Source organism: Rubripirellula tenax (assembly GCF_007860125.1).
GTDB classification, from domain to species: Bacteria; Planctomycetota; Planctomycetia; order Pirellulales; family Pirellulaceae; genus Rubripirellula; species Rubripirellula tenax.
Genome location: NZ_SJPW01000007.1, coordinates 235,535 through 248,212, shown reverse-complemented (window position 1 = coordinate 248,212; position 12,678 = coordinate 235,535). Strand labels below are relative to the sequence as shown.

Genomic DNA, 12,678 nt, shown 5'->3' with positions numbered 1-12,678 from the left:
CCCTCGGCCATGGCCTATACTTTGCCCGCATTGCCTTACGCGCACGATGCACTCGCCCCTAGCATCGACGCCAAGACGATGGAAATCCACCATACCAAGCACCACCAGGCGTACATCAGCAAGGTCAACGATGCGATCGCTGGCACTCCGTTGGAAAGCAAGTCCATCGAAGACCTGATCTCGGACATGGGATCGGTACCTGACGACAAGAAGGGCGCCGTCCGCAACAACGGTGGCGGTCACGCCAATCACTCGTTGTTCTGGACCGTGATGGGCCCCGGAAAAGGCGGAAACCCGACCGGCGATCTGGCCGCTGCGATCGATTCGGCGTTCGGTTCGTTCGACAAGATGAAAGAACTGTTCGGCGCGGCCGCCGCGACTCGCTTCGGCAGCGGTTGGGCATGGCTGTACGTCGAAGGCGGATCGCTCAAGATCGGCAGCACCGCCAATCAAGACAGTCCCTTGATGGGTGCAGCCATCGCCGGTATCGGCGGCACACCGATTTTGGGTTTGGATGTTTGGGAGCACGCGTACTACTTGAACTACCAAAACCGACGTCCCGACTATGTCACGACGTTCTGGAACGTTGTCGATTGGGACGCCGTTGCCGCACGATTCGCAGCCGCAAAGTAGTTAAGTCCGGCTACGATCGCAAAATTCAACCGTTGGTCATGCCGACGTAGTTGCTATTGCGGATCAAGAAGTGACCGATCTGGCGGCGACAAGTTTCGTCGCAGGTCGGCAAACTTTGGCGTCATACAGTTCGATGCCCAACCGGGTATAGCCTTCGACCATCGATTCGAGGGACCCGGTTTCTTGGACCAGCTTGCGACCCGAGCTTCCCATCTGCTGGCGAGCTGCCGCGTCGGACAACATACGGTCGACCGCGTCGGCCATCGCCGCGTCATCTTCCACCGCGATCAAGTATCCAGTTTCGCCGTTGATAATCGATTCCTTGATGGAACCAACGTCGGTCGCAACCACGGGGACTTCGCACGCGAGCGCTTCCAAAATCGAAACCGGCGAAGCCTCGTTCAGCGAACACAACGTGAACACATCCAGTGAAGAAACCAATCGCGGCGTGTCGTACCGAGTGCCCAGCAAGTGAATCCGATCAGCGATGTTCAGTTCTGCTGCCAAGGACTCAATGCCGGCTCTCTCGGGTCCGTCGCCAACGATGATCCAATGAGCATCGGGTTGGCGATCTCGCATCGCCGCCGCCGCACGAACCAGCATCGCATGATTCTTTTCGCTTCGAAGCGCCGCGACGATTCCAATCAGTGGTGTGTCGGCGTTCAGTCCGAGTTCGGCGCGAACATCTGCTCGCGCCTGATCGTTTGGCGAAAATCGAGCGCAGTCCACACCGTTTCGAATCACGTGAACCTTGTCCGCGGGGAATTTTTCGAAGTCTCGTAAGAATTGGCCGTGCGAGTCTGCCACGCCGATAAAGGCATCGGTGATTCGCGTCAGCGTTCGGTTCAGCTTGCCGACACCATCGGGCCATCCCGTCGAATGCAGTGCCGACGCGATCACCGGAACACCGGCGATGTGAGCCGCCAAACGACCCCAAAACATTTTGTCGCCCGCGCCCACCGTGACGACCATATCGGCCCGTCTGCGGTGCAGCAATTTCGCCAATCGCGGCAAAACACCCACATCAAACTTCCCGCCGATCAAATGGCTGTGCACCGGAAACTCGCCGGAAATTTCATCGCCCAACGGGCCCGGTTCTTTCAAGCAAACCACTTCCGGGCGAATACGAGCCGGATCCATTTTTCGCATCATGTTGACCAACAGCGTCTCGGCACCTCCGACGGGCATGCTGGTGATGACAAAGACGCACCGTAGTGGTCCGACATCCGATCGTTTGGGGACGGGACGCCAAGGGCGTTTGCGCGAAAACAGCATGGTTGGTTTAGGTTGGGGTTTGAACACAGGAATCATCGAACGAATTTCGCTAGCCCGGTTGGATCCGGCCGGCAATGGACGACTAGTGGGCGAACAGGGGCGTTGTTCGGCCCATCATCGGGAATGTTTCTTTGAAAGACATTGCCGGCGGCAAGAAGTAACGCACTTCAGGTTCTTGACGGACTTTTCTTGGATCGATGCTCAACCAATTTTTCAGCCGCGCGAATTCAGGATCGCCATGGAAGCGGCGGATATGGAACCAGTCGCGGCCGACCAAGTTGTATGCGCCGTAGGCGCTACAGAATCCATCAAACCCGGCCTCGGAAACGGCTTCGATCGCTGCCTGGGTCAATTGAGCGGGCAGACCGAATGGGAAGGCAAAGTAGCGAACTTCGCGGCCGATCATTTGTTCGAGTTCTGATTTCGCTCGAACGACTTCGTCGCGAACGGTGGCTTGGTCGTGTACCTTTGAAAAATCGACGTGTTGCCGGGTATGGCAACCGATTTCGACACCGGCATCGGATAGCTCGCGAATCTGTTGGACCGTGTTCACAGCCAACGGTTCGCCCGATTTCACGTCGTGTGGAAACGGCATCTGACCACGGACGTTACACGTCGTCACAAAATACGTGCAGGGGATGCCCCGCTGGATCAACAACGGCAATGCGAATTCACAATTGTCGCGGTAGCCATCATCAAACGTGATGGACATCGCTGCGTTGTGCGACTGTTGCGATCGAACCCGCCGTTGAACTTCCGCCAACGAGATCATTTCGAAACGGGATTTACAGTAGTCGATGTGTCGAAGAAATCGTTCTCGGCTGATCGTCCAATCGTTCGCGCATGTGTCGGCGACTCGATGATAAAACGAGACGGAGATGGGCGCCGTGCCTTCGGCGGCGGCCTTCCTTATCCGAGCGCGGCGGAACGGCGAAGTCAACATGACTTGAGCGTTCAGGGCGGCCAACTTCAGCGATCGCATGGCGGCAACTTTTCGCGGATCAAAAACGGATCGGACTCGAGGCAAAACAGGCGGTGGTTGCATCCGAATCGATGATCCAAGACTTGCACCGATGAAACTTACCCCGCAACCGCTGTCACGCGATCGCCGCTTACCACGTTCACCCCAAGCGGGGTGAATCCGTTGATAAACTGTGACGCTGCTATCGATTGGCATGATCCACGCGGTTGTGTCGGTTAGGATGATGATTCCGGCTCTTTCAATGAGTCCGACCAGACTCCGTCCCACCATTCCATCCTGTCCTTTACGTGGTGTATTTCATGGCCGTTTCGTTGATCCGCTGCTGGGTTGTTTTGATGTTGGTTTTTTGGTTGACGGCGACGGCCGATGCTCAAACACCGCGTCCCAGCGTACAGCGTCCCAACGTACAGCGTCCCAACATTTTGATGATCGCGATTGATGACTTGAATGACTGGGTCGAACCCCTTGGCGGTCATCCGGACGTGAAAACACCGTTCATGCAGCGGCTGGCCAACCGAGGTATCACGTTCACCAATGCTCATTGCCAAGCGCCGCTTTGCAATCCGAGCCGCACATCGCTGATGAGCGGGCGGCGTCCAACAACGACCGGTGTCTACGGGCTATCACCGTGGATTCGCGACACGTCTGAATTCAAGTCGGTCCGAATGATGCCCCAGCATTTCAATGATCACGGTTACCGAACGTTGATCGGTGGCAAGATTTATCATGGCGGTTACGGCAAAGGGAAACTTCAAGACGAGGAGTGCGACGTTTGGGGGCCACCTGCGCAAGTGGGGATTCGTCCCGACCAGAAGCTGATTCCCCCAACGCCAGGTGGAAATCACAATCTGATGGACTGGGGAACATTCGATCATCGCGACGAAGACAAGGGTGACTGGGCCGTGGCATCATGGGCCGTTGATGAAATTCAAAAGATGCCCGCCAGCGGTAATCAACCCTTCTTTTTGTCGGTCGGATTTTTTCTTCCTCACGTACCCTGTTACGCGACTCAAAAATGGTTCGATCTGTATCCGGAAGAATCGGTGACGATGCCGCCGATCGTCGAAGGTGACCGCGAAGACACTCCACTGGCGTCATGGTTCATCCACTGGGATCTTCCTGAACCGAGGACCAGTTGGTTGAAGGCGAACAATCAATCGAAGCCGTTGGTGCGTTCGTATCTCGCCTGTGTCAGTTTCGTCGACAGCCAAGTCGGTCGCATTTTGGATGCACTCGACGCGTCGCCGTACGCCGACAACACCATCGTCGTGCTTTGGAGCGACCATGGTTACCACCTGGGCGAAAAAGCAATCTCGGGCAAGAACTCGCTGTGGGCGCGGTCGACGCATGTGCCGTTGATTTTTGCAGGCCCGGGGATCAACGAGCGTCTGCGATGTGAACAGCCGGCCGAATTGCTGGACATTTACCCGACGCTATGCGACTTGGTCGGAATCGTTCACTCGCCGGGGTTGGAAGGGATCAGTCTGAGGCGTCAAATCGAGTCTCCGACCACCGTTCGCAAACGTCCGGCGATCTGCACACATAACGTCGGCAATCATTCGGTTTGTGACCAGCGATGGCGATACATTGTTTATGTCGATGGATCCGAAGAACTGTACGACCGATCGATCGACCCCGATGAACGTGACAACCTGATGGCGCCGGGCAGCAAAATTTCGACCGAACACCGAAAAGTCGCCGACCGCCTGGCCGCCTGGTTGCCGCGTGACGAAAAACCGCTGGCCATTGGCAGTGCCGCACGCATTCTGGAACGTCGCGAGAAGGGCTATTTTTGGGAGGATTCGTTGATCAATCCGGACGAAATCGTCCGCTGAAAACCGCCTTGACGGGTTGTCGAAATCGATCCCTCGTCCAATAGTGATGTCAAATCGTGATGACGTCGTACGCGCGATCACCAATCACACTTGTTCCCCACCAGATTCCCAGAGAATACACCCATGAGCGTTTTGGTCACTCAGCAGGCTCCCGACTTCAAAGCCACCGCGGTGATGCCCGACGGAACTTTCAAAGACATCTCTTTGAGCGACTACAAGGGCAAGCATGTCCTACTGTTTTTCTGGCCCTTGGATTTTACGTTCGTTTGCCCAACGGAAATCATCGCGTTCAGCGATCGGACGAAAGACTTTGCCGATCTGGGTGTGCAAATTTTGGGCGTTTCAATCGACAGCCACTTCACCCACTTGGCATGGACGAACACCAAGCGTGACCAGGGTGGGATCGGGAAGACCGAATACCCGTTGATCGCCGATTTGAACAAGCAAATTTCGCGAGACTACGACGTGCTGCTTGACGGTGGCGTGGCATTGCGAGGTTTGTTCTTGATCGATAAAGACGGCGTCGTGCGTCACCAAGTCGTCAACGACTTGCCATTGGGCCGCAGCGTCGATGAAGCGCTGCGAATGGTGCAAGCACTTCAGTACTTCGAAAAGAACGGCGAAGTTTGCCCGGCCAACTGGAAAGAAGGCAGTCGCACGATCAAGCCAGATGTCGAGAAGAGCAAAGAGTTCTTTGGTGCTGAGTACGCTGGTTAGAACAAAACCGAAATCCTAACGTTTGCCCCTTTTAAAACGCGAGCAACGATGAATCATTGGACAACCGATGGACTCGGATTGGCCCAACTGCATTGCGGTGGTGAGCCATGGAAATTCGATGCTCGCGGCGGAAGCGCCGGGATTCAATGCGGTGCCCTTTCACTCGCCAGTGTCGACGACGACCGACTGCCGGCCGCGGGCGAGCAATTCGTTCGTGGTAACCAGTGGCATGTGAACTATCCGCAAGGCGATGAGTCGTTCGCATTGCGGTTGGTGTTAAGTCCGATTGCGTCCACATCGGATCGATTGGTGGTCGAAGCGTGTATCTCGATCCAAACAGATTTGTTGGATACGCATCCGAAAATTGACGTCGACGTGATGTGTGACGACATCGATTCGTTCGTGCCATCGGACCAGTGGGGCGACGACGAAGTCCGTGGATCGGGGGTCGCACCGATTTCACTTGCCAAGTCCAAGGGGCATTCGATCGCCGTGTTGTTGGGGACGCACGACAGCCCCTTCACGACCAATCACTCCACCGATTCGCTGCTTCGATTGCGGCTGTTCGGTGACTTCCTGGAAAAGGGAGTCATCCGCAGGGCACTCCCGTGGATCGTGATTGACCGCAGCGGCACGTTGCCCACCGAATCGGAGCTAACTCAGTTGTGGCAACAACTGGTCGCCAGCCCTATTCCATTGACGTAGAGCGTAAAAAGGTGTCGACGCCCAAAACTGTGTCCGGCACGCTTTTCCCGCACGCAAGTTCTCAAGCTGGTGATCGGGCATCACCGGGGACTTCCCCGTGCATCCCAGTTCGAATTGCCCCCGATCTTTTCGTCGACGAATGGCACGTATCAGCGATTGACCCTCGCTGGTGCGTTCAAGTCTTCGAAGAATCCAAGGAGCTGTGTGCGTATTGCTGATCGTGTGACTTCGTCTTCCGAAGCCGCGTGCGGATACTGCTCATGTGGATCTTCGGACATATGAAAAAGTCGTCCGTCGTTGTAGAGCTTCCAGTCCTGGGTGCGCACCCATTTCAATCCCGAGCTTTTGCCATCAGGCTCGACGCCACCCGGTTTCGGCAAGACAGCTTCTTCGCAGTAGGCAAACGAACGCGGGGAAGCAGCTAAGCCTCGCAGGCGATCGGCGAAGCTGACGCCATCCAGGTTGGCGTCATCGGGGATCGGTTGGCCAGCCAGATCCATGAACGTGGGTAAGAAGTCGCTGAAGTCGACTAGGTCATGAACCACCTGGCCCGGCCCGATTGCGCCGGACCAGTTGGCGATCATCGGTACGTTGGTGCCAGCATTGGTTAGTTGTTTCTTTCCGCCGGGGATATCCAGACCGTTGCACCGGGACACCACGGGCACCTTTATCAGATCGTTCCCCTCGGCTCGAATGATGATCTCGGGCGGCGTTCCATTGTCAGCCACAAACAAGATCAATGTCTTTTCTCTAAGCTCCAGCGCATTCACCGCTGCCACCAATCGGCCAACGTTCCGGTCCGTCTCGGCCACCATCTCAGCGTAATTGTCATAACGCCCGAACGGTCCATGTGGCACCGGTGGTGTCAGGTCGTCGGTGACTTCGTGGGCAACCGCCATCGAGTAGTAGGCCAGGAAAGGCTGGTCACGATTCCGCTTCATGAAATCAATGACGCTTCGAACGTACAAGTCCGGACCGTAGTGGCCGAGCGTATCGGTTCGCACTTTGCCGTTCTGATGAATCATCGGCTCGTAGTACCGAGGTCCTTCGTGCCAGCCAAATAGGTCCCAGTGGTCGAATCCCATTCGCCTGGGGTGCAGCGGGTCGTCGCCCAGCAAACAAAGCTGCCATTTGCCAGCGATGCCGGTCTTGTATCCCGCCCGTTGCAGATGGTTTGAAAACGTGTGAGCTTCGGCTTCCTTGGGGTAGTCTCCCCAGCCCACCTTGCCGTGTCGAAACGGGTACTTTCCTGACATCAATGTCAATCGCGACGGGTGACACACCGGCATGCTAGAAGCGTTTGTGAACTTCATGCCGGTCCGTGCCAGTTCATTCAGGTTCGGAGTCTCGTAGGACTGGCCTCCATAGCACTGCAACACCTCCTGTCCGATGTCATCGGCAAAGATGAACAGAATGTTGGGCCGCGTCGTCTCGCCCGCGATGGTGGCGTTCCAGCAGCACAAAGTGAACAATAGCAGCGTTGTATTTCGAATCTTCATGCCACCCATTCTACCCAAACTTAACCGTCCCGAGTTCATCGAACAGAGGTAGAGGTAAGCGAACAGAAGTAAACGGACAGTGGTAAGCGAACAGAGGGCCGACGAGCAGGAAGTCAGCAGCACGCTGGGGCGGGCGACCACTAGTGATGCTGCCGAATGATGTCATCCGAAGCAGTTCGGCGAATCGCAAGATTCGAAAAAGGTCGCGACATCCCCATCAACAGATCTCACGTGGTGTAACCCCTGCGTTGTCACGATTGGTCACGTCGCGTCCTGCCCGGGGTCGCGCGCCGCGCGACCTCGGGCTTCGGGCTTCGGGCTTCGCAGTTCTGCCGTTTCACAGACGGGAGAACGTTGACGAACTTAGACCTTGTCGGCCGAGGGGACTTCGAAACCTTCGCGATAGACCCGCGTCAGCAATGCGTCGGCGGCTGTGTTGTCGACGAACGTTTCTTTTTCGGGATCGAAGTTCAGTTTTGGCCCTAGCGACAACGGAGTCTTGTTCAAGTCGACGCCGTTGGATTCCAGGTGCGCGATCGTTTGCTCAAGCGTTTCGATGTTGTTGTCGAGACTCTTGATCCCCGAAACGACCTTCTTGATTTCGTCGACCGATGAATGGTTGTCTTCGCCCAGGTAGTACGAAATGTTGCCCAGGTGACTGACCGCTGCGGACAAGTGGCCCGTCAATGCGTCGGCGTTGATCGACGCGGCGTCACGTGACTGAACAGCGTCGATGAAGTTCGCGAAGTGGGCGTCGCCGACGTTCCTTGCCTTGAACTCTTTCGTTGGTTTCATGTCCTTGTCAAACACGATGCAGCGATCGTAGGAGACTTGAGCCACGTATCCTTCGCTTCCGTAGAAAATGACGCCGATCTTGTTGCCGCCACCCTTGCCGAACATCGCGTCGACTTCGGGGCCGGCGGATTCGGTAACATCCAAGCCTCGGGTCTCGAAGACCAAGCACTTGTCGCCGTAATCGTAAATTGAGACTTCCGTATTGGCCGTGTCGCCTGCATCGACGTAATCGGGGTCCTTGCGTTCGATGTCGTAACCGAGTCGGCACCCGTAGCTGATAATGGATTCGGGGTGACGATTCACACCCAATCCCCAGCGGGCGACGTCGGTTTGATGAGGGCCTTGGTTGCCCAAGTCGCCGTTTCCGTAGTGACGTTGCCAGTGCCAGTCGTAGTGGAAACTCTTCCGAGTCACTTTTGGATCGGTGTACGGTGCCGGTCCCGACCACAATTCGAAGTCCACGTTTGACGGCACCGGATAGTCCCCCAGGGCTCCGATCGACTTGCGGCGTTTGTAACACAGGCCGCGAGCAAAGTTGCATTCACCGATTCCGCCATCGGCAATGAACTTGGCGGCATCGGCGCAGGCGGTGCTGCTTCGGCACTGGGTTCCCGTTTGGAAAATTCGGCCGTACTTTGCCGAGGCCGCGACCAACGCGCGGCCCTCGTGGATGTTGTGGCTGATCGGTTTTTCGATGTAGACGTCTTTGCCGGCTTGCATCGCCCAAATACCGCACAAGGCATGCCAGTGATTCGGCGTGGCGCAAGACAATACATCGAAGGTTCCCGATTCAAGAGCCTCGCGCACATCGACAAAGACTTCTGGTTTTTTGCCTTGGACTTCTAGGATCTTCTCGGCTCGTTTCTGACCGACTTCGCGGTCGACGTCAACGATCGCGCGAATGGTTGTTCGCGGATCCTTGTTGAACCCTCGAACGTGCTCCATCCCGCGGCTATTAACGCCGACGATGCAGACTTCGATCTGTTCATTGGGGCCGGGGGCTTGGTCATTTGGGGCCTGGTCATTTGGGGCCTGGTCATTGGCGTTCTGGTCATTGGCGTTCTGGGCGTATGTCTGGCGTGAGGTCGCGGCGACGGCGAGCGCGGACGCAGCAACCGATGAAAAGTGGCGACGATTGAGTTTTGGCATCTGGGTCGGTGGGGTGGGAGGTTCAGGTAGGAAACCGGTGACGGCCCCTATTATGCCACGAACTCCTCCGCAATTGGACGCTCTGGGCAAGGAAATCAACCATACCCGTCGCCCGCCCAATCAGAACTAAAACCGACGGTCGACGCTGAAGTCGGCGATTGCCAGCAGCGACGCCTTGGATTGGGATTTTTCCAAGAAATCCAGTTCCGAAATCGCATCGCCCCTGAATCGCTCGGCCACCGATTGCGTGTATTCCCGAGCGTCGCTGGCTTGCAAGAATGGCCGAATCAGTTCGACGCGGTCCTTCGCCGGTCCTCGCAGGATTCGCTCGATTCGGCCCCGGTCGGACGGATTTGCCGTCGCCAGCAATCGAATCAGCGGCAGGGTGATTTTGCCCTGCTCGATGTCTGTACCCAACGTTTTTCCAACCGTTTCGTCATCCCCCCAAAGATCCAAGTAATCGTCGGCAATCTGGAAGGCGATGCCGACGGCGTTTCCGTAACGGCCCATTGCCGCAACTTGCTCGGCGCTGCCGCCGCTGTGATGTGCGCCGAGTTCACACGCGACACGGCAAAGTTCCGCCGTTTTGCCACGGATCATGTCGAAGTAGCTCGCTTCGTCGATGTCCAGTTTCTCGCGGCCCAGCACCTGTCGCAATTCGCCCTCGCACACCAACCGCGCGGCTTCACCGATCCATCGACACGCCGTCGTTGACGACAACGTCGCGGCAAGCCGATAGCTCTGTGCGAAAAGGTAGTCGCCCAACAGAATGCTGGTGTGATTGTTCCACTTTGCATTGACCGTCGCGACGTGGCGACGCGTTTCGGCGTCGTCCAGAACGTCGTCGTGGATCAAGGTCGCGGTGTGAACCATCTCGATCACTGTTCCCAGCACGATATGATCATCGTTCATGTCTCCAACGGCCGACCCAGACAGCAGAACCAGGGCCGGACGCAGTCTTTTGCCACCCAATTGCGTACCGTGCCTCAGCACTTCGCCGACGGCTTCGTAGGGGCTCTGCAATTCACTCGCGATACGATCTTCGACGGCGGCAAGCGGCAGTTCGATTGGACCATACAGCCGCCGAAAAAAGTCCCGTGTCGACCCGATTTTGTTGGGCAACGGACGAGCGGCGGTCGGTCTCGACTCGGTAGGTGCAGTCGGCACAGGTAAATCCGATTGCCGAGCGGATGTCAGGTCCATCTTCATGATCTTCGTATTGGGCGAAAGTTCGACGGAAAGCTAAGCGACACATTGGCGACAACGCATTCGAATATCGCCCGCGGTTTGCTAACCGTGATTCGTCCGACAAGAGTAACGCAGGCGGTCATGGAGGCACCACCCGAGTCGCGGAACCCGTTCATTTCCCCGATTTCGAAGTCGAATTGATCGCTGATACCACTTTCGCCGTTTCGTCGGCATGTCGTTGCCAAGTCTCGATCATTGCCGCCAATCGGCCTGGCTGGTCGGCCGCCAAGTCGCTGCATTCCGACCGATCCAGACTCAAGTCGTACAGTTCCCACGGATGGCCCTCGCTCGAAACGATCTTGAAGTCGCCAACCCGTAGTGCCCGGTGTCCGTCGTGCAGCCACCACAGATAGTCTCGCTGGATATCTTGGTTGCCAGTCATTGCCGGCAACAAGCTCTTGCCCGGCAGGGGCGGCGCATCGTCGGTAACGGACTGGGGTGCTTTCCCGGTGGCGGCTTCGACAATCGTTGGAACAAGATCGATCACGTGGCCGACTTGGTCTCGTAACCCACCGCCGTCCAAAATATTGGCCGGCCAGCTGACGATCAGCGGCGTCGCCGAACCGCCCTCGTGAACCCAAGTCTTATGGCGTCGAAAGGGCGTGTTCGCGGCGCGCGAGAATCCGGGGCCCAGACACAGGTGGGTTTCCGCACTGCCGTTGGCAGCTTGGGGATCATGGCCGTCGCCACGCACCATCAATTCGGCCGATGCGCCATTGTCGGATAGAAAAATCACCATCGTATTGTCGGTCGCCCCCATGGCGTCGACCTGTTCCAAGATGCGTCCGATTTCATGGTCCATGCGGTCAACCATCGCGGCATGAATTTCCATCTTCATCGATTGAAATTCTTGTTGTTCGGTCGTCAATTCGTCCCACGCAATCTCGCGTTCGATCTCTTTGTCACCGAACGTCTCGCGCACATTGTCAAAGTGGTACGGAGGTCCGATGTCGGACTCCAAGGGCGATAGCGATGCGGGAATTTTCAGTTCGCGTTTCAGCTTTGCGAATCGTTCTTCTCGCATCACGTCCCAACCGCGATCGTAACGGCCCTTGTACTTAGCGATGTCGGCGGGTGACGCTTGAAGAGGAAAATGGGGAACACTAAACGCGACGTAGGACAAAAATGGCTGGTCGGCGAACTTTGCTTGATGATCTTGCAAAAATTCGATCGTGCGATCGGCAATGAAGGACGTCGCGTAGTAGTCATCGTCCGATGTCACCGGGGCGATCGCGTCGCCGTCGATCGAGTGAGTTCGCGGCCGAAACAGTCGTCCCAAATCACGAAGATAGTAAGTACGTTCAAAACCCGATTCGATCGGTTCGCCATCGATGTGCCACTTTCCACTGTGATGGCTTCGGTAACCGGCGGACGCCAATATCTCTGGTAACAGCGGCGCCCAGTGCGGTCGATCGCCTTGGCCTCGACCTTTGACGCCCGGCAAAACGTCGCGGCGGACCTGTTGTGCGTAGTAGCCCGTCAGCATCGCAGCCCGAGTCGGCCAGCAACGTGACGTGTTATAGAACTGGGTGAAGCGAACGCCGCGAGCGGCCAAACGATCCAAGTTCGGCGTATCGATTTCGCCGCCATAGCACCCGAGGTCCGAGAACCCGAGGTCGTCGGCGAGTATCAAAACGATGTTCGGACAATCGTTCGAAGCGGCTTGTACCGGTGTCGCTAGGCAAGCTTGAAGGAAAAACGCGATGCAAGCGATGAACGGAATCAGAGCCATTCTCGAAAGGTGCGTGAACTTGGCATGGAATTGGGACACGATGGCCTTTCGTCGTCGGATGGGATGTCGGCGATCCCAATGTCATCTCGGACATTCGACAAGTCAATT

General features: G+C 56.7%; 10 protein-coding genes. 4 read left to right on the top strand and 6 right to left on the bottom strand.

What is annotated here, in order from left to right:
* Positions 1–9: 9 nt before the first annotated feature.
* Positions 10–633, top strand: a complete 624-nt coding sequence (locus tag Poly51_RS24460; protein WP_146461043.1) for a superoxide dismutase — start codon at positions 10–12, stop codon at positions 631–633.
* A gap of 63 nt (positions 634–696) precedes the next feature.
* Here the strand turns inward: Poly51_RS24460 and Poly51_RS24455 are convergent, their stop codons facing one another.
* Together Poly51_RS24455 and Poly51_RS24450 are read right to left on the bottom strand one after the other, a co-directional pair.
* Positions 697–1,821, bottom strand: a complete 1,125-nt coding sequence (locus Poly51_RS24455) for a glycosyltransferase (protein WP_246114776.1) — start codon at positions 1,819–1,821, stop codon at positions 697–699.
* A 169-nt stretch (positions 1,822–1,990) separates the two neighbouring features.
* On the bottom strand, positions 1,991–2,890 hold the full coding sequence (locus Poly51_RS24450) for a polysaccharide deacetylase family protein (RefSeq protein ID WP_246114738.1): 900 nt from the start codon (positions 2,888–2,890) through the stop codon (positions 1,991–1,993).
* A 299-nt stretch (positions 2,891–3,189) separates the two neighbouring features.
* On the opposite strand from Poly51_RS24450, the gene Poly51_RS24445 reads away from it, so the two are divergent.
* The 3 genes from Poly51_RS24445 to Poly51_RS24435 all read left to right on the top strand — a co-directional run bounded on the left by Poly51_RS24445 (position 3,190) and on the right by Poly51_RS24435 (position 6,147).
* On the top strand, positions 3,190–4,725 hold the full coding sequence (locus Poly51_RS24445; protein WP_246114737.1) for a sulfatase: 1,536 nt from the start codon (positions 3,190–3,192) through the stop codon (positions 4,723–4,725).
* Positions 4,726–4,848: 123 nt separating this feature from the next.
* Entirely contained in the window at positions 4,849–5,442 is a 594-nt protein-coding gene (locus Poly51_RS24440) for a peroxiredoxin (protein ID WP_146461038.1), read from the top strand.
* Positions 5,443–5,490: 48 nt separating this feature from the next.
* Complete coding sequence (locus Poly51_RS24435; RefSeq protein WP_146461036.1) at positions 5,491–6,147, top strand: hypothetical protein; 657 nt, start codon at positions 5,491–5,493, stop codon at positions 6,145–6,147.
* 149 nt (positions 6,148–6,296) lie between these two features.
* On the opposite strand, the gene Poly51_RS24430 is transcribed toward Poly51_RS24435, so the two are convergent.
* From Poly51_RS24430 to Poly51_RS24415, 4 genes are all read right to left on the bottom strand, one after another.
* Positions 6,297–7,646, bottom strand: a complete 1,350-nt coding sequence (locus Poly51_RS24430) for a sulfatase-like hydrolase/transferase (protein ID WP_146461034.1) — start codon at positions 7,644–7,646, stop codon at positions 6,297–6,299.
* Positions 7,647–8,009: 363 nt separating this feature from the next.
* Positions 8,010–9,590 carry a Gfo/Idh/MocA family protein gene (locus Poly51_RS24425; protein ID WP_146461031.1) on the bottom strand — a complete coding sequence of 527 codons (1,581 nt, stop codon included), beginning with the start codon at positions 9,588–9,590 and terminating at the stop codon, positions 8,010–8,012.
* 126 nt (positions 9,591–9,716) lie between these two features.
* On the bottom strand, positions 9,717–10,799 hold the full coding sequence (locus Poly51_RS24420; RefSeq protein ID WP_246114736.1) for a polyprenyl synthetase family protein: 1,083 nt from the start codon (positions 10,797–10,799) through the stop codon (positions 9,717–9,719).
* Positions 10,800–10,950: 151 nt separating this feature from the next.
* Positions 10,951–12,609 carry an arylsulfatase gene (locus tag Poly51_RS24415; RefSeq protein WP_146461029.1) on the bottom strand — a complete coding sequence of 553 codons (1,659 nt, stop codon included), beginning with the start codon at positions 12,607–12,609 and terminating at the stop codon, positions 10,951–10,953.
* Positions 12,610–12,678: the final 69 nt, after the last annotated feature.

Excerpts from the sequence above, each read along its gene's own strand:
- Poly51_RS24460 (WP_146461043.1), top strand. The coding sequence starts at position 10 with ATGGCCTATACTTTGCCCGCATTGCCTTACGCGCACGATGCACTCGCC.
- Poly51_RS24455 (WP_246114776.1), bottom strand. The coding sequence starts at position 1,821 with ATGCCCGTCGGAGGTGCCGAGACGCTGTTGGTCAACATGATGCGAAAA.
- Poly51_RS24450 (WP_246114738.1), bottom strand. The coding sequence starts at position 2,890 with ATGCGATCGCTGAAGTTGGCCGCCCTGAACGCTCAAGTCATGTTGACT.
- Poly51_RS24445 (WP_246114737.1), top strand. The coding sequence starts at position 3,190 with ATGGCCGTTTCGTTGATCCGCTGCTGGGTTGTTTTGATGTTGGTTTTT.
- Poly51_RS24440 (WP_146461038.1), top strand. The coding sequence starts at position 4,849 with ATGAGCGTTTTGGTCACTCAGCAGGCTCCCGACTTCAAAGCCACCGCG.
- Poly51_RS24435 (WP_146461036.1), top strand. The coding sequence starts at position 5,491 with ATGAATCATTGGACAACCGATGGACTCGGATTGGCCCAACTGCATTGC.
- Poly51_RS24430 (WP_146461034.1), bottom strand. The coding sequence starts at position 7,646 with ATGAAGATTCGAAATACAACGCTGCTATTGTTCACTTTGTGCTGCTGG.
- Poly51_RS24425 (WP_146461031.1), bottom strand. The coding sequence starts at position 9,590 with ATGCCAAAACTCAATCGTCGCCACTTTTCATCGGTTGCTGCGTCCGCG.
- Poly51_RS24420 (WP_246114736.1), bottom strand. The coding sequence starts at position 10,799 with ATGAAGATGGACCTGACATCCGCTCGGCAATCGGATTTACCTGTGCCG.